Annotated in this window: 21 protein-coding genes; 8 read left to right on the top strand and 13 right to left on the bottom strand. The window is 54.0% G+C overall.

What is annotated here, in order from left to right:
* Window positions 1–172 precede the first annotated feature (172 nt).
* The 6 genes from JL719_RS18560 to JL719_RS18535 all read left to right on the top strand — a co-directional run bounded on the left by JL719_RS18560 (window position 173) and on the right by JL719_RS18535 (window position 8,793).
* Window positions 173–1,039: an HDOD domain-containing protein gene (locus JL719_RS18560; protein WP_051669714.1), complete on the top strand. Its 867-nt coding sequence runs from the start codon at window positions 173–175 to the stop codon at window positions 1,037–1,039.
* A 6-nt stretch (window positions 1,040–1,045) separates the two neighbouring features.
* Window positions 1,046–1,927 (top strand): HDOD domain-containing protein, encoded by an 882-nt coding sequence (locus JL719_RS18555; RefSeq protein ID WP_033155721.1) that lies wholly within the window; start codon window positions 1,046–1,048, stop codon window positions 1,925–1,927.
* Window positions 1,924–3,672 carry a GAF domain-containing protein gene (locus tag JL719_RS18550; protein ID WP_051669713.1) on the top strand — a complete coding sequence of 583 codons (1,749 nt, stop codon included), beginning with the start codon at window positions 1,924–1,926 and terminating at the stop codon, window positions 3,670–3,672. Before JL719_RS18555 ends, JL719_RS18550 begins: the two co-directional genes overlap by 4 nt.
* Before the next feature lie 21 nt (window positions 3,673–3,693).
* Entirely contained in the window at window positions 3,694–5,838 is a 2,145-nt protein-coding gene (locus JL719_RS18545) for a biotin/lipoyl-binding protein (RefSeq protein ID WP_033155720.1), read from the top strand.
* Window positions 5,831–7,828 carry a preprotein translocase subunit SecA gene (locus JL719_RS18540; protein ID WP_051669711.1) on the top strand — a complete coding sequence of 666 codons (1,998 nt, stop codon included), beginning with the start codon at window positions 5,831–5,833 and terminating at the stop codon, window positions 7,826–7,828. The genes JL719_RS18545 and JL719_RS18540 overlap by 8 nt, the downstream gene beginning before the upstream one ends.
* A gap of 77 nt (window positions 7,829–7,905) precedes the next feature.
* Complete coding sequence (locus JL719_RS18535; protein WP_051669709.1) at window positions 7,906–8,793, top strand: efflux RND transporter periplasmic adaptor subunit; 888 nt, start codon at window positions 7,906–7,908, stop codon at window positions 8,791–8,793.
* A gap of 581 nt (window positions 8,794–9,374) precedes the next feature.
* On the opposite strand, the gene JL719_RS18530 is transcribed toward JL719_RS18535, so the two are convergent.
* The 12 genes from JL719_RS18530 to JL719_RS18475 form a co-directional block, all read right to left on the bottom strand.
* Window positions 9,375–11,294 carry a hypothetical protein gene (locus tag JL719_RS18530; RefSeq protein WP_033155718.1) on the bottom strand — a complete coding sequence of 640 codons (1,920 nt, stop codon included), beginning with the start codon at window positions 11,292–11,294 and terminating at the stop codon, window positions 9,375–9,377.
* A 26-nt stretch (window positions 11,295–11,320) separates the two neighbouring features.
* The gene (locus JL719_RS18525; protein ID WP_051669707.1) at window positions 11,321–11,785 is read right to left on the bottom strand and encodes a putative lipoprotein; all 465 of its coding nucleotides are present in this window, start codon (window positions 11,783–11,785) and stop codon (window positions 11,321–11,323) included.
* 275 nt (window positions 11,786–12,060) lie between these two features.
* Window positions 12,061–12,894: a hypothetical protein gene (locus JL719_RS18520; RefSeq protein ID WP_033155717.1), complete on the bottom strand. Its 834-nt coding sequence runs from the start codon at window positions 12,892–12,894 to the stop codon at window positions 12,061–12,063.
* A 125-nt stretch (window positions 12,895–13,019) separates the two neighbouring features.
* On the bottom strand, window positions 13,020–13,238 hold the full coding sequence (locus tag JL719_RS18515) for a hypothetical protein (protein WP_033155716.1): 219 nt from the start codon (window positions 13,236–13,238) through the stop codon (window positions 13,020–13,022).
* Window positions 13,235–14,167, bottom strand: a complete 933-nt coding sequence (locus tag JL719_RS18510; protein ID WP_033155715.1) for a hypothetical protein — start codon at window positions 14,165–14,167, stop codon at window positions 13,235–13,237. Before JL719_RS18510 ends, JL719_RS18515 begins: the two co-directional genes overlap by 4 nt.
* 161 nt (window positions 14,168–14,328) lie before the next feature.
* Window positions 14,329–17,478 carry an AfsR/SARP family transcriptional regulator gene (locus tag JL719_RS18505; protein WP_033155714.1) on the bottom strand — a complete coding sequence of 1,050 codons (3,150 nt, stop codon included), beginning with the start codon at window positions 17,476–17,478 and terminating at the stop codon, window positions 14,329–14,331.
* 441 nt (window positions 17,479–17,919) lie between these two features.
* Window positions 17,920–18,879 (bottom strand): lipoyl synthase, encoded by a 960-nt coding sequence (lipA, locus tag JL719_RS18500; RefSeq protein ID WP_033155712.1) that lies wholly within the window; start codon window positions 18,877–18,879, stop codon window positions 17,920–17,922.
* Window positions 18,880–18,958: 79 nt separating this feature from the next.
* Window positions 18,959–19,579, bottom strand: coding sequence for a lipoyl(octanoyl) transferase LipB (gene lipB, locus JL719_RS18495; RefSeq protein ID WP_033155711.1), 621 nt, complete (start codon window positions 19,577–19,579; stop codon window positions 18,959–18,961).
* A 9-nt stretch (window positions 19,580–19,588) separates the two neighbouring features.
* A complete protein-coding gene (locus tag JL719_RS18490; protein WP_020485010.1) occupies window positions 19,589–19,855 on the bottom strand; it encodes a YbeD family protein in 267 nt (88 codons plus the stop codon).
* Window positions 19,852–20,691 (bottom strand): D-amino acid aminotransferase, encoded by an 840-nt coding sequence (locus JL719_RS18485; protein ID WP_033155710.1) that lies wholly within the window; start codon window positions 20,689–20,691, stop codon window positions 19,852–19,854. The genes JL719_RS18490 and JL719_RS18485 overlap by 4 nt, the downstream gene beginning before the upstream one ends.
* The gene (locus JL719_RS18480; protein ID WP_033155709.1) at window positions 20,688–21,851 is read right to left on the bottom strand and encodes a D-alanyl-D-alanine carboxypeptidase family protein; all 1,164 of its coding nucleotides are present in this window, start codon (window positions 21,849–21,851) and stop codon (window positions 20,688–20,690) included. Before JL719_RS18480 ends, JL719_RS18485 begins: the two co-directional genes overlap by 4 nt.
* Before the next feature lie 143 nt (window positions 21,852–21,994).
* Window positions 21,995–22,663, bottom strand: a complete 669-nt coding sequence (locus JL719_RS18475; RefSeq protein WP_308441609.1) for a helix-turn-helix transcriptional regulator — start codon at window positions 22,661–22,663, stop codon at window positions 21,995–21,997.
* Between the two features lie 159 nt (window positions 22,664–22,822).
* On the opposite strand from JL719_RS18475, the gene JL719_RS18470 reads away from it, so the two are divergent.
* Window positions 22,823–23,203, top strand: coding sequence for a group I truncated hemoglobin (locus JL719_RS18470; RefSeq protein ID WP_033155819.1), 381 nt, complete (start codon window positions 22,823–22,825; stop codon window positions 23,201–23,203).
* A gap of 15 nt (window positions 23,204–23,218) precedes the next feature.
* Window positions 23,219–24,205 carry a 2Fe-2S iron-sulfur cluster-binding protein gene (locus tag JL719_RS18465; RefSeq protein ID WP_033155708.1) on the top strand — a complete coding sequence of 329 codons (987 nt, stop codon included), beginning with the start codon at window positions 23,219–23,221 and terminating at the stop codon, window positions 24,203–24,205.
* Here the strand turns inward: JL719_RS18465 and JL719_RS18460 are convergent.
* On the bottom strand, window positions 24,178–25,074 hold the full coding sequence (locus tag JL719_RS18460; protein ID WP_051669746.1) for a LysR family transcriptional regulator: 897 nt from the start codon (window positions 25,072–25,074) through the stop codon (window positions 24,178–24,180). The two genes, JL719_RS18465 and JL719_RS18460, sit on opposite strands and share 28 nt — an antisense overlap.
* Between the last annotated feature and the right edge of the window lie 103 nt (window positions 25,075–25,177).

Here is a 25,177-nt window from a genome sequence, read left to right as displayed (position 1 = left end):
GTGGCTTTTATTAACCCCACTCTTAAATACCGATCACCCCTCAAAGAGCAAACCAGCTTGAGTTTCGACGACCTCAGCCCGAACGGAATACCGGTAGTTTCCCTACTACAGCTCCGGTTTCCGTTCTATACTTCCGCTTGATTTAAACACTGTCTAATTTGGAGGGACGCCCTTGCTTGATCCTGTCGAGATCAATTCGCAAGCTGATTTGATCGAACATACCTTGCAAGAAATCAAAGGTTTGGTTTCCTTGCCCGAGGTATATCAGAAAGTTAGAAATTTGATCGACGATCCCCGTTCGGATATCGAGCACTTTGTCGAAGTTGTGGCCAGCGATCCCAACTTAAGCGTCGCCGTGTTAAGAGTTGCCAACAGCGCTTTCTTTGGTTTTCCGGGAAAGATCGACAGCTTGAGTCGCGCCGTCAATATGCTGGGCATCGGGCAGTTACATGACTTGGTGCTGGCTACCTCGGCGATTGCCTCGTTAAAATTGCCCAATGACATCATGCCGCTGAAAACCTTTTGGCGGTTCAGCTTGTTCTCGGCGGTGTTGACCCGGTTGTTGGCAAGCCAGCTAAAATTCCCCAAGAGCGAACGCCTGTTTGTGATTGGTTTGTTGTATGAAATAGGGCATCTGGTGCTTTACGCAAAGCACCCTGAGTTGGCGAAACGCGCGATGGAACTGTCCCGGAATAACCAGGAATTACTGCACATCGCTGAACAAAAACTGTTGGGTATGCATTATGGCGAGATCGGTGCCAAACTGATGGCGCAATGGTGTTTGCCGGCGCATTTTCAAGACATTGTGCATTATCAGCCCACCCCTGACCTTGCCCCGGATCAGCGCAGGGAAACCGCACTACTGCATCTGGTGCGGGCCTGTGCCGAAAAATACATATCCGGGCATATGCGCGCAATCGAGGAGAGCGTATCCGCGGACATTTGGGATATTTTGCAACTCAATGCCGAACAGTTGGCAGAGGCTGTCGAACAAGCTTTAAAAGCCGCGACTGAGATGGAAAAGCTCATGTTCAATTAAGCCGCTATGAGAGCTGAACAACAATTCCTTTGCGATTTGGCCGAAAAAATTTCGATGCCTGAGGTGTATCTGAAAATCAGGCTGTTATTAGAAAAGCCGGATGCCAGAATCCGCGACTATGTCGCGGTGCTGCAAACCGATTCTATGTTGACCGTCCGCATAATCCGCATGGCCAACAGCCGCTTCTTTGGTTTTAACCGCAAAGCGTATGACCTTTACGATGCAATCAGCTTGATTGGTACCATTCAGTTGCATGATTTGCTGTTGAGCAGTTTGTGCATGCGGACGTTTTGCAATATTCCCGACGCGGTGATGGACTTGAAAGAGTTCTGGTTGCATGGCATCGAATGCGGCATCGCCTGCCGCACGCTGGCTAAAATGGCCGGACTACCCGCTGGACATCGTTTTTTTGCACTGGGGTTGTTATTGGAAATCGGCCACGCGGCGATGTTTGTCAAAGCCCCGGAACAGGCGCTGGACGCATTGCTGGCAAGCCGGGAGCAGGGCTTGCCGATTGACGAGCAGGAACGGCTGTTGTTTGGCTTTGATTATTGTCAGTTGGGCTCTGAACTGATGCGTTTATGGCATTTACCCGAGGTATATTCGCACATCATTGGTCACCAACTGCATCCTGAACTTACCGATCCGCATTATCGCAACGAAACCTATCTGGTTTATCTGGCGCAGCAAGTGTTTGCGGAGCCGGAACAATTTAACCAGGCGCTCAGTGGCTTAAAGGATAGCCAGCAACAATTTGCCGCCATCCCCAGTAATTTGAAAGACCTGGTCAGTCAGGAAATAGCCAACCATCTCGATGACATATTTCTGATGTTGTGCCCGCAGAGTGTGGTTCAGAGTAATGCCTGTCCGGGAGGTTTTCCGCTATGAGCGTTAGATTTGCCCAACAATGGCTGGAGATAGTCTGCCGCATTGTGCCGCAAACTGAGGCTGCGGCATTGATGGTGAGCGATGCGGATGGCAAAACGCTGCGGCTGTTGGCGAAATGGCCGGAGAACCTCGCCGATGCTGCCGAGTTATCGGCTATTTGCAAACTTGCACTGGATAAAAATCAACCCAGTTACATGCCTAATGTGGCAAAGCTGGATCAACGGCAATATGACTTCTTCGGTCTGCCGGTATTTGACGGTTCGGTACTATTAGGTGTGATTGCGCTCAAACTGGAGCATGCTGTTGCTGATCGGCGCGCGGCTGTTTTTGCCACGCTGGAGCAGAGCGTGGAGTGGTGGCGTTTGGCGCAAGACCGTTTGCAGCAGAACGACGATTTTTACAGCTCCGTAGTCGGTTTGCTGGCGGCTTGTTTCGAGCAAAATAGTTACCGCGAGGTTTTGATTAGCCTGGGTACGGAATTGACGCGCATGCTGAGTTGCGATCGGGTTGCCATCGGCGAATTCAAAGACAACTACAGCACGGTAGTGGCGATTTCCAACAACGCGCAATTCGACCAGCAAGCCAATCTGTTGCAAAAAATCGCCGATGCGATGGACGAAGCCATCGAGCAGGATAGTGTGGTGGTGGTTCCGGATGTCAAATCGGTCAGCATCCAGCGCGCCCATCAGGAAATCGTCCGCAAGTATGGTTATGGTTCATTGCTGACCGTACCTATGCTGCATGCCGGTAAGTTTATCGGCGCGGTTACCCTGTTACGCAGCGAAGAACAATCCTTTGCCAAGGAAACCGTACTACTTTGCCAACAAGCCCTGGCACTGATCTCCCCGTATCTGACTTTAAAAAAACTCGACGAACAAGCGTTGTCGGTAAAAATCGGCATCAAGCTTAAACAGCGGCTGGCCGAACTGATGGGCGTCAAACACTTCAAAGTGAAATTGACCGCCCTGGGCTTGGTGTTGTTCTTGTTGATCAGCTCTGTGTGGCGCAGTGATTTTCGGGTGACCGCCAACGCGGTGTTGGAAGGCAAAATTCAGCGGGTGGTCGCTGCGCCCATTTCCGGATTTTTGCAATCCGCGGCGGTAAGGGCCGGTGATACGGTGCGGCAAGGCGAACTGATGGCTAGTCTGGACGATGCGGAATTACAACTGGAATTAAGCAAGCTGGACGGGCAGTTGCAAAAATTCCGTCGCGAATACCGCGAAGCCCTGTCTGGTGGTGATCTCGTGAAAGTCAGGGTCATTAGCGCGCAAATCGACCAGGCCGATGCGGAGATGGAGCTGACCCGCCAGCAGTTACAGAAAATCAATCTGGCGGCGCCATTCGATGGAGTGGTGATTGAAGGCGATTTGAGTCAGAAGCTCGGTTCACCGGTCGAACGCGGTGAAATCCTGTTCAAAATTGCCCCTTTGGAAGGTTACCGCATCATCCTGAAGGTGGATGAAAGCCTGATTTCCTATGTGCAGGCAGGTCAAAAAGGCTCTTTGGTGTTGGCCAGTATGCCCAGCCGGACCTTTCCGCTACAGGTGCAAAAAATTACCGCAGTGGCCAAAACCGATAGCGGCAAGAATATCTTCCGCGTCGAAGCCAGTCTGGAAAATGCGCCTGAACTATTACGGCCGGGCATGGAGGGTGTTGGCAAAATCGCGGCCGGGCGCGCCAGTTTATTGTGGATATGGAGCCACGACATGCTGGCTTGGCTGCGTTTGTGGATTTGGTCCTGGTGAATCGGATGCTGAGGTTTGCTCATGGCTAACGAACTGTTCAGTCCGCACTGGTACCGAGTCGCCAAGCTCAAACCCAAGTTGCATAGCCATATCGAGATTCATCGCCACGAGTACCGCGGCCTGATCTGGTACATCCTCGAAGACCCCAATACCGCCCGCCATCAGCGCTTTAACAGTCTGGCCTATCAGTTCATCGGGCTGTTGGACGGCAAGTTGAGTGTACAAGAGATTGCCGACATCCTGAATCGGCAGTTGGGCGACTATGCCCCCAGCCAACAAGACCTTATTCAACTACTGGGGCAATTACATCAGGCCGATTTGATTCAAACCGAAGCCTTGGTCAACACCGAAGAATTGTTCGAGCGTCAGGCGCGGCTAAGCAGCGCGAAAAGCAATCAGCGATTGTTGAACCCGCTCTCGCTGAAATTGCCGTTGTGGGATCCGGATGAGTTTCTCAGCAAACATGCGCCTAAAGTGGCGGGTCTGTTCAGCGTCAAGTTCGGCGTGGTCTGGCTGCTAGTCATTGCAATTGCTTTGCTGCAAGCAGGGGCTAATTGGCCGGAAATCAGCCATCATTTCGAATTGAACGCTTTGGCTCCCTACAATTTTTTGATCGTGTTCTTGTTGTACCCCTTGATCAAAATTCTGCATGAATTGGGGCATGGCTTTGCCATGAAGTTGAAAGGCGGCGAAGTGCATGAAATGGGCGTCAATTTTTTATTGTTCATGCCGGTGCCTTACGTCAATGTCTCCGCCGCCAACCATCTGCGTAACAAGTACGACCGGATGTTGATCAGCGCCGCCGGCATTTTGGTGGAGGGATTTCTGGCCGCCCTGGGCTTGTTCCTGTTTTTGAGCACAGAAACCGGGATTGTTCAGGATATTGGTTTCGACATCCTGCTGACCGGCGGTGTCTCGTCGCTGTTTTTTAACGGCAACCCGCTATTGAAGTACGACGGCTATTACATTCTGGCCGATGCCTTGAGCATTCCCAATTTGTATCAGCGTTCAAGCCAAATCTGGGCTTATTTGGCCCAGCGATATTTGTTTGATTTGAAACAGGCGGTGTCCCCGGCCTCTGCGCCGGGCGAAACGGCTTGGTTTGTCATTTATAGTTTGGCGTCGCTGACTTACCGCCTGATGATGTTGTGGTTTGTCTGTATTTATCTGACCGAAAAATTTTTCTCACTGGGCATCGTCGTTGCGTTGTTGATGGTGTCATTACAGGTCGTGTTTCCGCTGTATAAAGCCATACGTTTTGTGTTTACCAGCCCCAGTCTGAGTCGGAAAAGAGATAAGGCGCTGCTGACCACGGCAGGCGTAACCTTGTTTGTGGTTCTGGTTTTTGGTGCTTTGCCGATTCCCAATTACACGCTGGCAGAAGGCGTGGTGTGGCTGCCCGATGAGGCGTTGATCAAGGTGGAGCAAGAGGGTTTCATCGGCGAATTGCTGGTGAAATCGAACCAATTCGTGAATCAGGGTGATGTGTTGCTGACCATGCATGACGACGCATTGGAAGCCAAAGCCAAAATCGCCCGCGCCAAAGTGGCCGAGTTGCAAAGCCAATATCGGGCGGAGAAAGAGTCTGATTTAGTGAAGGCGGAAATTTTGAAAGAATCGCTGCGCGTTGCGGAATCCGAACTGGATCATTTGAATCATAAATCCAGCGCGATGATCATAAGCGCCGCCAAATCCGGTTATATCCTGTTGCCGGATGCCGACGATCTAACCGGTAGCTATTTGCGCCAGGGTGAGTTGATTGGTTACATTCTGGATGAACAGCCACCGACCATCCGCATGGTGGTAACGCAAGACAATATTGGCCTGCTGCGGCAAGGCAGTCCGGAAATCAGCGTACGTCTGGTTAGCGACCCGTATCGCGAATACCCGGCCAACATCATCCGCCTGGCGCCGGAAGCGACCAATACGCTGCCCAGCCCGGCCCTGGCGACCACCGGCGGTGGCAAAATCCGGGTGAATACGGAAAACGAACAAGACATGCAAACCCTGCAAAAAATCTTTTTGGTTGATCTGGACTTCTCGCCGCCGAAAAATCTGCCGATAGGTATGCGCGCTTATGTGAGGATCAACCATGGCGGCGAATCGATTATGACTCAGCTGTACCGCCGGGTACGTCAGGTATTTTTGAGGCAGTTCAATGTCTGAGTTGGTGTTGCGTCCAGGGGTACATTTCGGCAGCTACCCGCAAAAGCCGGAAAGTCGACTAAGCGATTTCGAGCAAGGCGCCGCGGCATTTTTCGACAAACTCCACAAACGCCTGAACCGCCAGCGTTTCAGCCAGGCTTATATCGTCAGTCGAGTTGAAAAAGTTGCCGCCCCGTTAAGCCACTACAACGAGCAACAGTTGACCATTGCCATTCTGGAACTGCGGGAAAATCTATATCGGTATGGTCTGACCGAAGAGCTGATGATCAGAGCCTTCGCGCTGATTCGCGAAACCGCCGGTCGGACGCTGCATAAACGGCATTTTGACGTGCAATTGTTTGGCGGCTGGTTAATGATTAACGGCATGCTGGCGGAAATGGAAACCGGCGAAGGCAAAACGCTGACAGCGACCTTACCGGCCTGCACCGCCGCCTTGGCAGGCATCCCGGTGCATGTGATTACTGCCAACGATTACTTGGCGGCTCGCGATGCGGAGATACTGAAACCGCTTTATCTGCGTCTGGGCTTGAAGTCCGGCGCGGTGGTTGACGGTATGGACCTTGAACTGCGCCGAAAACTGTATCAACAACCCATCGTCCATACGACGAATAAACAAATTGCCTTTGATTATCTGCGTGACCGCATCGAGATGGGCGAGGATGTGGGCTTGTTAAAATTTCAATTCAAGCAGATTCAACAGCAAATCAAACAGCCGCAAAGCAACCCTCTGATCATGCGTGGCTTATGCTTTGCCATCATCGATGAAGCCGATAGTGTATTGATCGACGAAGCCAAAACGCCGCTGATCATCACCCAGGCCCGGCCGAGCGAGGCGTCTCCGGAAACCTACGGTGACGCCTTGTATCTGGCCTCGTCATTGTTCATCAACGACGACTTTGTCATGGATCCCAAAACTCGCGACGTGGAACTGACCCCGCAAGGCGAAAATACCATTGCGGATATGATTATCGGCTTGGGACCGAGTTGGAAAAACAAGCGCTGGCGGGAAGCCATGGTCAAACAGGCGCTAATCGCCGAGTATTGCTTCAAGCGCAACAAGCAATACATCCTGAAAGATAACAAGGTGCAAATCATCGACGAGTTTACCGGCCGGGTGATGGAGGATCGGTCTTGGGAGCAGGGCTTGCAACAAATGATAGAAGCTAAGGAAGGTTGCTTGATTTCCGAACAACGCGAGCCGCTGGCCCGGATCAGTTACCAGCGCTTTTTCAGCCGCTATCTCAAACTGGCCGGTACTTCGGGCACGGTACGGGAAGTGGCGATGGAAATGCAGCGTGTTTATGGTTTGCATAGTGTAAAAGTGCCTACCCATAGAGTTTCGAAACGAAAAATGCTCAGCGAGCGGGTTTATGCCACGCAAGCCGCCAAGCAACGGGCATTTTTACAACGGGTCGCGGAAATACATGCGCAAGGCCGGCCAATTTTGGTAGGCACCGGTTCGGTAGCCGAATCGTTGGAGGTCAGTGTCTGGCTGGAAGCGGCGGGTTTGGTTCACCGGGTGTTGAATGCGGAACAAGATCAACACGAGGCTGAGATCATCGCGCAAGCCGGGCAGTTGCACGCTATTACGGTAGCGACCAATATGGCCGGCCGTGGCACCGATATAGCCCTGGGATTGGGCGTGGCGGAGTTGGGCGGTTTGCACGTGATTGCTTTGAACTGCAACGAATCCCGCCGTATTGACCGGCAACTATACGGGCGCTCTGCCCGGCAAGGCGATCCGGGTAGCTGCGAAGCGATACTGTCGCTGGAGGATACGGCGCTACGGGAGTTTTATTCGTCTGCTATTCTCAAGACTATGGCCGGCCTGGCTAAAGATCAGCAAGCTTTGCCGGGTTTTTTGGGAAACCTGATATTACGTCTGCCGCAAATTTATAACGAGCGGCAACAGCGCAACGTCAGAAGGCAACTCAGCAAACAGGATAAGCATTTGTCGCGTATTTTGGCGTTTTCCGGCAAGTTTGAATAAACGCTGTGGCCTTAAATTTACTATTTTGTTAAAAATCAGACCGTTTCAAATCAAACTAATCGATTAGTGATTTTTACATGCCCATACGCCACCATTTTTTTTGCGCATTAATCGGTCCTGGCCTGTTCAGTGGCACCGTGTTTGCCGCCAATCTGGATTGCATGGTCAAGCCGGAAATGTACGTCGAGTTGAGTAGCCCGGTGGCGGGGACTGTCGCAGCGCTATTGGTCGATAAGGGTGATCACGTTGCCAAAGGCCAACCGCTTGCCCAATTGGAAGCGTCGGTGGAATTGGCCAAGTTTAACCAGGCCAAGGCCGATGCCGAGACCAATAGCGAGGTATGCAATCAGAAAGTGAAACTGGAATACGCCACGCGCAACCGCACCCGCTATCGCAGCTTAGCCACGACCAGTGTTATTTCACAAATAGAGAAAGACAAAGTCGAGACCGAAGTGGTGTTGGCTGGAATCGAGTTGAGAAAGGCAGAGGAACGCAAAAAGTCGGCGATGTTGGCATTGGAAATGGCCAAGGCGCAACTGGAGGTTAAAACCATCAAAAGTCCGATAGACGGTATTGTGATAGACCGCTATGCGATGCCCGGCGAGTCCGTTAGTGATCGCGCGATTATGAAGCTGGCGCAAGTCAATCCGTTGCGCGTTGAGCTGATCGCGCCGACTGAATATTTTGGTCTGATTCAGCCTGGTATGGAAGTGGAAGTACGCCCTGAACTGCCGGCCAAAAAAGTCGTGAGAGCTACTGTCACCAAAGTGGACCAATTGATCGATCCGGCCAGTGGCAGCTTTACGGTGCGCATGACCTTGCCTAATCCCAGCGACGAACTGATCGGCGGCGTCAACTGTATCGCTACCTTCGATTTTGCCACGCCAGCCCCAACCACGACGCCGACTCCCCCGCCTTTTGTACCGCAGAACGCGGCGCCGGTGAGTCCGGTCATCAAGCGTTGAGCCAAGCAACAGCGCTTACCCGCTGCATTGATACTAACAAATAGGGTGGATTGACAAGCGAACGCCTACCGGTGTTTTTCCTGTCTGAAGCCTCGCGAGAACGGTTTGATGCGGCATATCGGGCAAATTAGCGCAATTCAGGTATATGCTTCGAAGCTGGTATAGCAATTATCTCGAAAACTGCGAGGCAACAGGCAACTCATACAAAGGGCTTGGAATAAAATTGGCTGCTCTCAAGTAGAGTTATAGCCATTAAATCCGTGAACAAGAGGTAGCCAATGTCATACATGTCAATTAATTCAGGCGCGTCGCAAATTTATAGTGCTGCCGGGGCCAATGTTCCGACAGTCAAAAAGGCGCAGCCAAACAGCCCCATACAAGCGTTTCAGCAAGTCCAACCGGTTGCTAAAGACGCCTCCGATCAAAATAACGAAGGTGGTAAAGGCAGATTTATTGATGTTCGAGCCTGATGCCCGAGTATTTCACCGCAAATTGCCTAGGGTCTGAGGGCAGTCCGGTAAAGCGCCAACGAATTATTCCTCTCCCCCTCTCACCGTCGCTATACCCGCAAGCTAGCCTAGTTAAAAAGCCTCAGGCCAATATAGACCTGCTTCCGGCAGCAATCCTGGAAACGAGCCTTTACGGATGTTAAAAAACAACAGTTCAGGCAGGCTGACCACAAAACCTTTCAAGCCTTTGCGTAGATTGTCGCCGTCATCCCAAGGCCAACTGAACAAACCATAAAGGCCCTGGCCGCCGGCTACCGCCAGATTGAGGCCGCCCTGCAATGGCCGAGGCCATAGCTGATCTTGAGTAAAGAATAAAAACGCCGCGTCATCCTCGTTCCATTGATAAATCCTCGAACTCAGGGTATTGGATTCCTGTAAATCCACCAGCCATTGCGGCATCTGCCGGTAATGCCGTTGACGCTGTCGTTCTCTGTAGGGCTGGCGCTGGAAGCTGGTGCTTAGTCGATATGTGCTTCCTATCTGTTCATACGCGATAAACGGAATCATGTTCAAGCCGTCTTCGTCAACGTAACCGCCCAGCAGTCGCTGGGAAGCCTGGCTTGTGCTTTCCTCGGCTGTAGACGAGATTTCCGCAACCGTCTGGTTAAGGAGCCGAAAGATTTCGGTGGCGCAATTGCGGCTAAGCAAGTTATAGCCATATAAGGATTGCAATTGGCTTTGATATGTTTCGAGTTGCTGTGTGACGCTGTTTTGGAAATCTGCCAGTTCGCTGGTAGGCAGCGGTAACCCAATCAATTCTGCCGCTGCCGGTCGCGATGGAGTGGCTGTCAACGGCAACAGCTGCAAAGACTGCTTATCATGGCGCGGCTTATGCAACTGCATTAGCGCCGTCGCGCTTAGCTCCAGTTCCGAGTAAGCAAGCTCATCCAGCGCTATGGGGCTGTCGAGTTGTTTGGACGCCGCGGCAAATAGCTCTTGACTGTATTGCAGCGCTGCCGGCAAGTTGTCATTGTCGATAATAGTGGCTTGTGGATCCGCACTGTCGGGGCGACTGCGGTCCAGCACGCTCAGATAGCCCGAGGCGACGGCATGGTCCAGCACATGCAAACGGGCCATTCCCACCAACAGCGGATAACCCCAGTCGCTGCGCTGGCTGCGCATCAGGGTCATTAAATCGGCAAACAAACGCTGCCGAAAATCTTGCAGCTTGGTACGTTGGGCCGTGTTGAGTTTGTATGTCGCCTCGGGAATTTGTAACAAACTTTCGCTAAGCGGGGATAGCCTGGCGTGCAGCACATCCAGCGCGGCCAGATTCAGCAACTGATTGCGGTAGCGTTCGGCAAATGAGCTGTTCGTGGCGGTAAACCGTGTATCCGTGGGTTCAGCGGGGTTAACTGCTAACTCAGGTTTCAGAGTTTGCAAGGTTTGCCAAGCTTGCTGGCGCTTGGCCGGCAAAAAATCTTCGCCATACTCGTTAACGATGGCTTCGTGCAATTGTTGTAGTGCTTGGCTGTTGTTGCTGGGTTTGTCTGCCTCGACAGGGAACGCTTCCGTCGCTCGGTATTGCCTCAAAAAATAACCCAATCCCTTTATGGCTAAAGGCGGCGCAGAGCCAGGATTTTGCAAGCCTGAAACCAGCGTCTGGTCGTCGTGCAGGGCTTGTAACAGCGACAATTGCTGGTGTTGAATGAACAGGCGGCGACTAAAGGTATCCCGTAGTGCTTGAAAAAAATCCTCAGACACTTCGATGCGGTGACCGTATATGTTACGGTTCTCCTGAAAGCCGTAGGCAAACTCAAAGGCGGCCGCATCGTTGCGATACAGGCGCAGCAGGCCAGGTTCGATGTGCTGAAAATGAAAGACTTGCCGGTCGAATTTAATGGCGGCATGGCCGCCGCTGGCGCTGCCTTCGTTGGCTTCTATGTACAGGAATTCGAAATGATGACTTTGGTCTGCTTCGGCAACGGCTACCCAAAGTAAACAGCCCAGCGTCAGCGCCCACTTTGCGAATTTCAAGCCAGCAACTGGCATGACCAAGTGGGCGACTGCCTGCGGGATTATTTTTTCAAACCTTCTTCAATGGCCTGTTTCTTCCAGGGCTCGTTATCGCTCAAACTTTCAGTAAATGCCGAGATTTGCGGTTTACCGAGCTTGGCTTTAGCAAGTCCACGGCCGATGCCGACGTAAGTGTTGCGGTCGGTTTCCCAATTGGTGATCTCATGACTTTCGGCCAATTCGCTGAGATGTCCGCGAAAACTATCCAGCGTGCCGCTGCTGGACACCACGAAGGTAGCGGTATAGTCGGCCACATCAGTTTCGTATTTATCGCGCTTGTTACGCGACGAATCAGAGCTGGAAGTAAACGGACTGGAGGCGCTTTTGAAGATGCCGCCGGAGCTGTCAGATAAGCTGCCGATGCTGTCGGACGAGCTCTCGGAGCTGGTGGAAAACGAGCAGCCGCTTATCAGTGTAGTTCCCAACGCGATAGTAGTTGCCAAAGTAAAGGTTCTGAATCGGTTCATATGCTTGGATGGCTTTAAAAAACAAGTAGTGTTACTGCTTATGCGTGAAGACGCAAGGTTTTACGCCTCTACAGTGTTTTGGGGGAGGTAGGATGGCGAATTGTCAACGCTCGCGGCCTCCGAAGCCGCATGATAAAAAGGGAGAAGAAGGTCAGGGATGAAGAGGCTTACATCCCGTGTTTATACGTTTTTAATGGGTAGTTCCAAGCTCGGGTGCTTAGCGTTATACACAAGTGCCGTCCCACGCGCTAGCGTGGGAACGAGCGAAAAATCTGCTAGTGCGAATGGGGGGCGGCACGCCGCAGACGTACTGCCGCAGATGCCAGTGCAATGCCGAACAGCGAAAAAGCTCCCGGTAACGGCACAGGCTTAACCCAGGTCAAAGTACCACCAGCATTGTCGACCAAACTGACGCCAACCGGTAAATTGAAAAACAACTTTGCGCTGTTCGACGCATCGGCTAGTGATTTGACGCCGGCACCATTGGCCCCTTGTATCGTTTGCAGCAAAAACGTGATTTCCAGGGTTTCGCCAGGGTCTATTGTCATGGCTGGCATTAATAATGTCATGTCAAGGTTGGTCAAGGTTGCCGTATTAAACAAGACGGTCCCCCCGTTTTGCGTAATTGGGGTTGTTGTATTGGTGGGAGGGTAGGAGAAACCATTACTAGCCTGACCAACATTGACGAAATGATCGCCTCTGGCTACTCTTGGCAAGCTGCCGTCATTGATGCTAAGGACACCGGTTATGCCCGCGCTGGCGCCAGAGTTTGGTACCAGCGGGCCAAGTGTATACTGGCCGGTAATGTTGACACCAAGCGCTCCGGCCGGCAGCAGTATTGGCGCGTTGCCCAGCGGATTGGTAAAGGTCAAACCTTGTAGTCCAGCATAAGCAAAGGAAGCGTCCGGGGATTCCGATCTTGCCTTGAATACGGCACTCAGCAGATCCGCCTCTGCAAAGAAGCCGGCGCCGGTCTGCGTGGCAAATGCAGGATCAGACGTGATCCCAGAACCGCTGGGGTCAGGGTATTGAACGAACACTGTCGCCGCTGTTGAAAGTTGGCTGGTCGCAAGCGCGCATATGCCAATATATCGTGCTAATTTCAACATAATAATCCTCCAAATGTTATGACGTGCTTTAAAGTATCTCTGACTGGTGTTTAATCTGAATGGTCTTAAGTAACTTAGATAGTGATATTGCAAGGAGCCTTGGCTGAAACGGTTGTTCGAGTTGGTTACCGAATCGGAATAACCGGAAACCCTGAATTCCGCCGTGGCGACATGACGCCATCATAAATGTTGGCGTCGTCGAAAGCAGCTGGATTGGGATCGAAAAGACGCTGATTGCCGTAATCGTTGCCGCCATATTGCAAAATGGCCTGGTCCGCGCGAACAGCGGTGGTAAGGCCGAATAACGCGATGCCGAATAGCGCATAACCTTTGTTTAGATTCATGATTGGATTCCTGGGTTAATGGATTCGACCAGCGGGAAAATCATGGCTTGGTGCGAACGTTGGCGGGTGAAGCCGAATATGCCCGCCAATCCGGTAAGCATCAAGCCGATGGCTGGCGGGAGCGGGACAGGCGCTGTTTTCACCCAATCGAGCGCAATCGGCGAGTTCAGTAAAGTTCCCGCCGGCAATTGCAGGCTGATCGACGCGGTGTGCGTTGCATCGCTGGTAGCGCTCCAGCCACTGCCGGGAGTGCCCAAGCCGACGCCGGCCACGACCCAGGTATTCAGCGAATAATTCACGGTTAGAATGTCGTTCGGTTTCAGCGTGAAAGCCGGGAAGGCCAGATTGGCCGACAACTTGTCCGCATCTGCCGTACCGCTGCCGGTGAAACCGGCATTGGGGTTGAAATGAAAGTCGAAAAACGGCGATGACGGGCTATTGGAAGCACCATATTGATACAGCACGCTAACGCCGGGAACATTATTGCCCGGGTAAGTTCCTGCCAACGCGGAACTCAGTACCGTGGCGGCTTGGCCGCTCGCTTCGCTGCCGATTGTGCGGCTGAACACCGCGTCGATGTCGGCATCAATCGCTCCGGTAGCAAAACTGATATTGACGGCGCCGGTATTTTTGAATGTTGCAGTCATGCCGGTGTAGGCATAAGTGGTTTGTGAGCCTGTATCCGCAGCTGCAGAACTGGCCTTAAAGACGCCGCTGCCGAAATCGGCGGAAGCCATAGAGCCGCCGACTGCAATCGACAATACGCTGGGATGATGCTGCAAGGTATTCGCGACCCCGGGGCCGCCGTACTGGACATAAACGTCGGAAGCGATCAACGACAGCACAGGCGGTGGCGAAACTACTGCGGCAAACGTCGAAAACGGATTGACGCATAAAAACAAGGTGATCGGCTTAGCGGGAAAGTTCATGTTTAGGTCTCCTATCGACGGTCGTGTCGATACCCTAAAGCAACAGGCCTCACAAAAAACTCACAACATCGACCGAATTTGTTTGCGGATGATCGGCGAATGCGTGACCGGAAGTTATTTAGTATTAGCTCGATGCCGTCCATTAAGGCTATGAACAGTGTTTAGCCTTTACCGACGTTTGGTGCCGTGATCCGTGCGGCCAGGGACTTTAAGCGGGGAGAGGGTTCGATGCCATAGTGGCCGGCATAGTGGCGCCGACAGCGGCGGTAAGCTAGCAAGGCCTCGGCGCGCCTATCTTCGGCGAGCAGGCAATCGATCAGCCGGTATTGCAGATTTTCCGCCAACGGTTCAATTGAGACGGCTTGCGTATAGCAGGCGATGGCCACGGCTCTCCGGCCTGCGGCTTCCAGCTCGGAACCAAGCTTTTCCAAAGTTTGGATGAATTTGGCAGCGAGATTTTCCCGTTTCGATGCCGCTAATGGCGCTTCCAGGCCGGGCAGAAACGGGCCGCGCCAGACTTTTAACAGGCGCTCCGCCAAGGTTGCGGCTTGATTCGGGTCGGCGGCAAATCGTCTGGCGACTTCGTCGACAACCCAAATGTCCAGCCAGCACAATTCCCGATTCAAAGACAGGGTGCCGCCCTGCAACAACACCGCCTCATTCCGTCCCAGCAGTTTGCGCAGGCGCTGCAAGGCTACTTCCAGCGCATGCTGGGCGGCATCGGCGTCCGAGTCCGGCCACAGCGCATCGGCCAGGGTTTGTTGAGGCACGCCGTCCGGATTCGTCGCCAGCAACCACTGCAGCAACTGCAATGGCTTGTTGTCTTTTTGCCTGCGACGGGCCGCCGGTTCGAGGCTGTCGATCCTGAACTGGCCCAGCGTTCGGATTTTCACCGGCCACGGCCATTCTTCGCAGGCGTTACCGTCCGGTTGCAGTTGGCGTTGCACTATCCACCAACGCACATAGTCGGCTTCGATACCGCGCTCCAGCGCCACGGTACATAATCTGCCGATCACCGCTGGCTGCCAGAACGGGTGCACGTTCAGATAGCGCTGGCGCTTGCCCAATGCCAACGCCCGGGCCAGCGAGGCCAGGCCGCCGGCTTCGTCGCCGCCGGCCAATAGGACTTGGGCTTCGGTCAGCAAGGCCATGAATAGAATGAAGGGCTTGTCCGCGCGAACGGCATAGCTTTGCAATTGCAGTAAATGCCGGGCGGCTTCGGCCCGGTCACCGGACGCCGCTAACACTTGCGCCAGCCCATGCTGAACCAGGGCCGCCACCGACGGTAAGTTGATTTCGCGGCAAATCGACAACGCCAGTTCCGCTTCCTGGCGCGCTTGACTAAAACGCTGTTCCGCCAGCGACAGGCCGGAGCGCAAATGCAAGATGAACGATTGGTCTACCCGCCGATTCGCCGGCAAACACGCTTCCATGCGCGCCAACGCCGAGCGAAAGCGCTCCCAATCACGGGCCGACAGCGCGGTGTAGGCTTCTTGTCCGTAAATGTTCGGCAAATAAAAAGCCAAGCCGTAAGCGGTAGCCAATTGCGCAGCAGCCTCGGTGGCTGCGTAAGCGGCGCCGTGCTCGGCGCATAGGTAAGCGTTCACTGCTTGCCAATTCAATAGATTGATCCGGTACAGCGGTTCGTCGTTGGCTATCTGCTGATCCAGTAAGGCAAAAAAGGCGCGCGAACCTTCCGTATCGCCGCGCCAGACGTGGTATTGCAACAGGAAGGAGGTCAAAAACACCTGGCGCCCCGGTGGACAGTGCGGCAGGCGCGCTAATGCTCGCTGCGCCCAGCGTCGGGCCAATTCTAGGTAATCGGGGAAGTGGACCAGAATATTGCCGCAGCCCAGGATCCAGGCGTCCAACTCCGGATCGTCGGCTGCTTCGATTACTGAATCCAGCACAGCCAGTTCGTTCAGCCAGCGTGCCGCGTCGCGAAAGTCGTCCATCACGAAAAACATCGCGCTCAGTACCCCGGCGGCGCTCAGCGCTTTGCCCAAGGGGTCGTCGCCGAAACTGGCGTGAGCCCGTTCGAACAAGGTTTGGGCCAACGGCGGATTTAACGCCAACTGGGCCGCGGCCCGCCAGAACTCCAGCCACGGGTTAGCCGGTAAGTCGTCCGGTAAACTCTGCAACCAAGACTGCAGTTGCAGGCTTCTGCCGGCGCCCAACTCGGTTTTGGCATGGACCAGAATCAGGCGTTGCAGGTCCAGTCCGGCGTCGGCTTGGCGGTACAGTTCGAAGGCCTGGCCAATCTCGCCGTGGCGTTCCAGCACTCCGGCACTGCGTTTTAAAAATGCCGCGTAACCGTCCTGTCCGAGGTTGGCCCGGTGGCGGGCCAGCAGAAATTCCCGCAGCAAAGGGTGAAGTTGGTAACTGGGGATGGCAGTGTCGATGCGGTTGACCAAATAATGGTTGGCCGCCAGTCGGGCCAACGTCGCCAACACGGCCGGGTCGTCTGCTAAATCGTGCGCCAGCGGCTCGGTTGCGGTTTCTGCGCAGGCAACGGCCAGCAACTGTTGCAAGACGGTGGCATCCAAACCGTCCTGCACCCGTTGCGCTAAATCTGCTTGCTCGTTGGCCGGAGTCGGATGTTCGGGTGGCCGTTGCCGTAATTCCACGGCTAAAGCGGCTGGCCAGCCGCGGCTTTGGCCGAACAACTTGTCGAGCCTGTCGCTGCCGCCGTCGAATCCGGCCAGATCGGCCAGTCGGCCGGCTTCGTCGCGGTCAAACGCCAATTGCGCCGGCGTGAGCATGCCGAGCGGCTGCAATGCAATAGCCAGTCCGGGTGGTGGTTCGTGGCGGCTCAGACACAGTATTCGGTGCTGCACGCCGACGATGCGGCCCAATGCGGCCAATATCCGCACCAGTAACGGCGAAGCGACCACCTGGTGGCAATCGTCGAATACCAGCAGCATTGGCGCGGCTTCGGGCGGCAACAGCGTGCGCAATAACTCGCCGACATAGGCTTCAAGGCCGGGCAAATATTCCGGGCCGAACGCCGGTGTCGCGGAGACCAGGCCCAAACGGGTTGCCGCAGTGCGGAAATGCCCCAAAAAAACGGCCGGGTCCAGGTCATCGCTGTCGAAACGGTACCAAAGTACGGGTTGAGTGTTTGCGGCGGCATAATCAGCCGCTAACGTGGTTTTACCGTAACCGGCCGGCCCGAACAGCCAGACTGCCGAACCGTAGTCGGAATAGCTGCGGTCTATTTGTTCGAACAGGCGTCGGCGGCAAACCACAGCGGGTAAGGTCGGCGCGACCAATTTAGCGGGAAGTTGCGCGCGCACCGGTTTGTCGATCATCCACCCCCCCAAGCAATTTATCCACACGAATCGCGTCGGTAGTTCAGCACAAACCAGCGTCCGGCAGCAACTGTTATTAATCCGGTCTTTAGTAATCGGCTGGGAAGAGTCCTATAAATAGTATTCTATTCACGCAAAAGCAGTTAGGCTCTTAATATCCATGTGCTCGATGCCGGCTATTCAGCCACAAACCGATGACCTTAAATCAGCCGGCTTACGCGCTAGAGGAAATCAAGAACCGGCTCAGCCGATTTCACTGAGTACCGAAGTAAATATAATGTTCGACGTCGCCCCTTGCGGGTTGGCAATTGATACCACTCCGCGAATCAGTTACGGGCCGGATTTGCTTGCTTGCGTATTCTTTATCCATGCGCGATTGACGGCTATGATGCGACAAAGCTCAAACGCTATCGGGATGTTTGTATAGCTTGGGATGTGTTGCTATTTGCCAACACCCGCTGCCTGCAAATCGGCGTGATAGGAAGACCGTACCAAGGGCGCGCTGGCGACCTGGTGAAAGCCCAATTCCCGAGCGACCTCGGCATAGCGCTGAAATTGGTCGGGATGAATGTATTCCTGTACCGCCAAATGGTCCTTGCTGGGTTGCAAATACTGGCCCAAAGTTAGCATGCTGACGCCGTGGGCCAGCAAGTCTTTCATCACGTCTATCACTTCCGCTTCTGTCTCGCCTATGCCTAGCATCAAGCCGGATTTGGTCGGTACTTCAGGCAGAAGCTGGCCGTGTTGTTGCAGCAGTTTTAGCGAGACGTGATAATCGGCGCCGGGGCGGGCTTGCAGATACAGGCGCGGCACGGTTTCCAGATTGTGATTGAACACATCGCAAGGCTGCTGTTGCAGAATATCCAGTGCGGTGTCCATACGGCCGCGAAAATCTGGCACCAGCACTTCGATGGTGGTATTCGGCGACTCGCTGCGCACTGCCGCGATACAAGCGGCAAAATGGCTGGCGCCGCCGTCTCGTAAGTCGTCGCGGTTCACGGATGTGATCACCACGTATTTCAAGGCCATTGCGGCGATGGTCGCGGCCAGATTGGCCGGTTCTTCGGCATCCAAAGGCTGCGGTTTGCCGTGGGCGACGTCGCAGAACGGGCAGCGGCGGGTGCATAAGTCTCCCATGATCATGAATGTGGCGGTGCCGTGGCTGAAGCATTCGCTCAAGTTGGGGCAGGCGGCTTCTTCGCAGACGGTGTGCAGGCGGTGTTCGCGTAATGATTGCTTGATGCGATTGACTTGGTCGCCGCTGGGCAATTTGATGCGGATCCAGTCAGGCTTACGCAAGATTTGTTCGGGCTTTTCCACTTTTACTGGAATCCGCGACAGCTTGTCGGCATTACGTTGATGCGTTTCTGGCGTGGAGCGGGAAGGGGCGTTGAGGGTCATATTGCCACCGGGCACTTGGGTTGATTTTTGAGTCTCTGCAAGCTTTGCTTTTTAGCGAAGCTCGTCGAGTTTGCTTATTTCAGATTTCTATTGCTTGCAGTAACTGATGCACAACCGGCACCGCGAGTTCCTGATTAGTGATCTTAACCCCCAAATCGGCCAGTTGCGTGACTTGCAAGCCGGCATAGCCGCAGGGATTGATGTCTGCAAACGGCGCCAAATCCATATCGTTATTGATGCTCAGGCCATGGTAACAGCAACCGCGCTTGATACGCAGACCCAGCGAAGCAATTTTTTGCTGATTGACGTAGACGCCCGGTGCCTTGGGCTCGGCTTGGGCGGCGATGCCGTATTGCCGCAAGGTGTTTATCACCGCGTTTTCCAGGATGGTCACCATCTGCCGCGGGCCTTTGTTCAGGCGGCGTAAATCGGCCAACAGATAAATCACTAATTGGCCGGGGCCGTGATAGGTCACTTGGCCGCCGCGGTCGCTTTCGACAATTTCGATGTTGTTGGCTTTAAGAAAATGTTCGCGCTTGCCGTTTAAACCCAGCGTATAAACCGGCGGATGCTCGACGATCCAGATTTGATTAGCAGTGTTGTCATCGCGTTCGGTAGTGAATTGCTGCATGGCCTGCCAGACGCCGAGATAGTCTTGCGTCCCCAGATCGCGGAGGACGGTGGTCGCCTTACTGGGCATCAGTCCGGCTTACAGCGCCATCAATACATCTGGGCAGGCCGTCAAGCCCAGGTAGATGGCGTCCAGCTGTTCGCGGCTATGGGCTTCGATCATGACCGTTACCGCCAGATAATTGCCGCCTTTGCTGGGCCGGGTGGTGACCGCGCCTTCCAGGATGTCCGGGACATGGCGGCGGACGATTTCCACGACGATGGCGTCAAAATCGTCGCGATGCTTGCCCATCACCTTGATAGGGAATTGGCAGGGAAATTCCAGTAAGCTTTCGGTTTCGCTCATGACAGTGATTTTTTGTAGGCTTGCAATAAGTCGTCCATGTGTTTCCAGATGGGGCCGGGCTTGCCGTCACCGACTTGCTGGCCGTCCAGTTCGATCACCGGCACGATCTCGCGGGTGGAACTGGCGACCCAGATTTCGCTGGCGTTGTTTAGCGCTTCCAGTGCAATGATGTCTTCTTGATAAGGGATGTTGTGCGCGGCCGCCAATTCAAGAATCACGTCGCGGGTAATGCCGGGCAGGATTTCATGGCTTTTCGGCGGCGTGATCAATTCGCCGTCCAGCACCGCAAACAGATTGCTGGCCGCGCCTTCCACGACGTAACCATTGCGTACCAGTATCGCTTCCGCGCAGCCTTGATCCAGCGCCTCCTGCCTAAGCAGAATGTTGCCCAGCAATGTAATGGCTTTGATGTTGCAGAGCTGCCAACGGATGTCGTCCAGCGTAATCGCCTTGATGCCGTCGACTCGGCCGGCGAACGGCTTGATGTCCGCAGACATTGCAAATATGGTCGGTACGATTTGTTCGGGGAAACCGTGATCGCGTTTCGGCGCATAGCCGCGGGTGACTTGCAGGTAAATGTATTGATCGCGGTCATCTGCCAGCAGCGGCCGGAAAATCGCTTCCCAGTCCGCGACGCTGTGAGGCAACGGTAAACGGATGCCGTTCAGGCTGTTGTTGAGCCGGGCGATATGGTCTTCCAGTCTGAACAGCCGGCCGTTATAAGCCGGAATCACTTCGTAGACGCCATCGCCGAATAAAAAACCGCGATCCAGCACCGACACTTTGGCGTCGGCTAATGGCAGATAAGCGCCGTTCAGATAGACTTGCTCGGTCATTCTTTTTCCAGTAAGCCAATGGCTGCGTCGTAGAGACGGCGGAAAATGCCGCCCTCGGCGACAGCATCCAAAGCCACCAGCGGTTTGCTGAGGATGGATTCGCCGGCCAACGAAATGTTCAGGTTGCCGACCGTGTCGCCCTTGTTCAGCGGCGCGAATACGCCTTTGTCGATCTGCGTTTCGGCTTTTAACTCGTTAAAGTGTTTACGTGGGGCGGTGACGTACAGGTCTTCCGGCAAACCAACCGCGACTTTGGAGGTTACGCCTTTTCTAACCCGCGCGTCGCCCAAGGGTTTATTGCCTTCGTACAGACGATGGGTTTCGAAGAAGCGGAAACCGTAATTCAGCAGCGATTGGCTCTCGTTGGAACGCGCGCCGGCGCTGGCTGTACCCATGACCACCGAAATCAAACGCATATCTTCGCGTTTGGCGGAAGCCACCATGCAATAGCCGGCATCGTCGGTAAAACCGGTTTTCAAACCGTCAACGGAAGGATCGCGCCACAGCAACAGGTTGCGGTTTTGTTGGGTGATGCCGTTGTAGGTAAATTCTTTTTGCTTGTCCCAGCGATAGTATTCCGGGAACTCTTTGATCACCGCGCGGGCTAAGGTCGCCAGGTCATGTGCCGAGCTGTAATGGTTGGGGCTGGGCAGGCCGGTGGCGTTTTCGAAATTGCTGTTGGCCATGCCCAAGCGGCTGGCTTGTTCGTTCATCATCGTCGCGAAGGTTTGTTCGCTACCGGCGACGTGTTCAGCCAAGGCGACGCTGGCATCGTTGCCCGATTGAATGATCATGCCTTGCAACAAGTCTTCGACTGCCACTTGTTTGTTTACCTCAACGAACATTTTTGAGCCGCCGGTTTCCCAGGCGTTCTGGCTGATCGTGACTTTCTCGTCCAGCGTCAAATGCCCAGCTTTCAGCTCGCGGAACACCACGTAGGCGGTCATGATTTTGGTCAAGCTGGCGGGAGATACGCGCTTGTCGGCGTCTTTTTCGGCCAATACCCGGCCGCTGTCGAAGTCCATCAAAAAGTAACTGGAGGCCGCGACGCTGGGAGCGGCGGGGGTGAAAATCGGGCTGGCGGCTTGCAGCGAGAAGGCGGTTAACAATAACAGCAGCCCGCTAAACAGGCTGAGTGTCCTACGGTAAGGTTGGCTCATGATCGCAATTCAAAATAGTCATTCTGGAAAGGGCCATTGTAACACCGAGAGCCGCCGCGTAGAAAAACCCGCGTATTGTGCTAAGGCGCTTAAGCCCAAAGCTGGAAATTTTGGCAACTGTTTGGAATAGTTGGAAAGTTGGCCTAAGCGCTGGTATTGCAGATTTTGAATTTGCAGGCGCAATCCTGTAAGGCCATGCACGCGGTTTGTTCGACGGGCCTATCCAATAAGGTGGTAATCAGCGCGCGGTCAAATTCGCACAATTCCGGGTGTTGCTGAGCTAAATCGTGATAAACACAGTTAACGGCTTTAATGGTCGGCTGTGTTTGTTCGGCGTCCATTTCGGCGTGATAACCCAGCGATTGCATCAATTCCAGCAGCGCGCTTTGCTTTTGTGCCGGGTCCTTACCGCTAAACTGCGGGGCCAGCGACTGTGCCAGGTTAACGCCCATGCGCCACAGCATTTGCCTTAAGGCCGTTTCGCCCAGTTCGGTTTTTAGCTCGCCCAGCAACAAATTACAAAACCAGGGATATTGCTTGGGCAGGCGGTTGCGGCCTTGTTCGGTCAGCGTGTAATTGCGCGAAGGCCGGCCGCCGGTGCTGTTCAGTGCCGCTTCCTGAACCAGCTGATCTTTTTCCAGGCCGGTGAGGTGTTGCTTGACGGCGTTTCTGGAAATCTCCAGCTGTGCGGCCAGCTCGTCGATGCTCATGCCGGACGTGGTGGATAGCAGCAATTTTAAGATTTGCTCTTGGCGCGAGCCGGTAAGTTTGACCATGGCGTGTGGGGTGGTCGGAAATAAGTGATGCGGCATTCTACGCCGGATCAGCTATCACGCAAAGCGCTGTAAGTCTATTTTTGACATATAAATTACTTTTATAATAAAAATATTGCAAAAGTAATTTTATTCGCTTACTCTGTGCCTGGCTTTAAACAGCCGCATTTTTTTATTTGCAACGAAAGGCAGACCAACATGAGCGAAACCAAGGCAACTCTTTACGAACAATTGGGTGGCGAAGCGGCCGTTAACGCGGCTGTCGATATTTTTTATCGCAAAGTCTTGAGCGATCACCGCATCAACCGCTTTTTCGATAACACCGATATGGACAAACAGGCAGCCAAACAAAAATCCTTTTTGACCATGGCCTTCGGCGGTCCGAACAACTATTCCGGCGCCGATATGCGTCAAGCGCATGCGCATCTGGTTAAAAAACTGGGTTTGGATGATTCACATTTTGATGCGGTGGTCGAGAATCTGGCGGCTACCTTGCAAGAGCTGAACGTGCCGCAAGAGCTGATCAATCAAGTCGCGGCGATTGCTGAAAGCACCCGTAACGACGTGTTGGACCGCTAGGCGCCGGAGTAGGGGATGAGCTTGCATAAACTCAGCGTGAACGACCGCGAAATTGTTTGCGAGTCTGGCGAAACCGTGCTGGACGCCTGTCTGCGCGAAAACATCGACATCCCCTACGGTTGTCGGCAGGGCGCTTGTCAAAGCTGTATGGTGCGCAGCTTGCAGGGCCCGCCGCCGCCGGCGGCGCAAGACGGTTTAAAAGAAGTGTTGCGGCATCAAAATCATTTCCTGGCCTGCCTGTGTTATCCGCAGCAGGATATGTCTATCAGCATTAATCCGCCCGCCGATTTTTTCACCGAAGCGACGGTAATTGAAAAAAGTTTGTTGAATGCGGAGACGCTGCAACTCACTTTGCGGTGCCGGGAAACCATGGATTATTACGCCGGCCAGTTCGTGAATCTGAAACGCGCCGACGGATTGACCCGTAGTTATTCGATTGCCAACAATCGCTTGCATGCCAACAAATTAAGTTTTCATATCCGCCGCTTGGCCGGCGGCCGCTTCAGCGAATGGGCGCACCGGGAACTTCAGGTAGGCGACAAACTCGAGGTATCCGATCCGCAGGGGCTGTGTTATTACCTGCCGACTACCCCGGAAAAAAATCTGTTGCTGATTGGCACCGGCAGTGGTTTGGCGCCGTTGGCGGGCATAGTCAGTGAGGCTTTGCACCACGGCCACAGTGGCGATATTCATCTATTCCATGGCAGCCGCGAGATGGATGGTTTGTATTGGATCGAGGAAATGCAGGCGCTTGCCGACCAATACTCAAATTTCCATTACACCGCCTGTATCTCGCGCGGCGATGCGCCTGATGGCGTGGCCAGGGGCCGGGCCAACGACGTGGCGATGGCGAGTTTGCCTAGTCTGAAAGGTTGGCGGCTGTATTTATGCGGCCATCCGGACATGGTGCATCAGACCAAACGCCAAGCGTTTTTGCATGGCGCGGCCTTGCAGGACATCCATGCCGATGCATTTCATGTCGCGTCGGCCACCTTGGATTGATCGGGCAGCACATAAACCTTTTGCCGCTCCAGCGCCGCCAAGATGCGGATCTGCGCCAGCACCTGCTGTAAAACCGCCGAATCGTTATCGCGCTGCGACACCATGTAGGCCGGTAATTTGAATTGCGGGCTGTCGGCGACCGGAAATAGTTTGCCGGCTTGTAGCAATGGTTCGGCCAGGCGTACCGGCAGGAAGCTGGAGCCGCGGCCTTGCGCCAGAATCAGTTGTACCGCCATCCAGCCGATATTGACCACCTGCGCCGGCCGTTCCAGGTTGGGGTAGCTATTACTGTGCTGAGCATAAAATCCGGGCGCCCAATCGACATAAATGTAATCGTCGTTCGGCCAGGGCTGGCTGGGGTCGGTGGTCAGCAGCACCAGGGTTTCATCGAACAAAGGTTCTATTTGCAGGCTGGGGCTGTGTTGGGGGGTGTACATCAAGCCTATATCCAGTGCGCCCGCCACCAAGCTGCGCATCAAGTCTTCCTCAAAGCCGATGTCGCTACGGATGGAAATATCGGGCATAGCCTGCCGTATCTCACTGATCCATTCCGGCAACAAGGTTTCGCACAAGGCAATCCGCGCGCCAATGCTGATGCTGCCGCGAAACCGGCTGGGCAAACCAATATCGTGCCGGGCTTGTTCCAGGGTTAATAGCAAGGATTTGGCGTGCGGTAAAAAACGCCGGCCCGGCAAAGTCAGGCTGGCGCCGGAGCGATTGCGGACAAACAGCGTCACGCCCAAATAAGCTTCCAGGCGCTGGATACGGGTGCTAACGGTCGATTGCGTTACATACAAACGATTGGCCGCTTCCAGGAAACTGCCGTTGGCCGCGACGCTTAAAAAGGTTCTGATTTGGTCGATGTCCATCAGTTTAATATTGCATTTATCGATATTAAAGTCCAATAAATATCGCTTGTCTTATATCAACGTGGTTTTTATAGTACCTCCTGAGTAATGTATCGATTCGATG

The organism is Methylomonas sp. LW13 (assembly GCF_016865255.1).
In the GTDB taxonomy this organism is placed as follows: Bacteria; Pseudomonadota; Gammaproteobacteria; order Methylococcales; family Methylomonadaceae; genus Methylomonas.
Note: the sequence above shows the minus strand (reverse complement) of the source record. Positions and strands in the feature narration are given on the sequence as shown.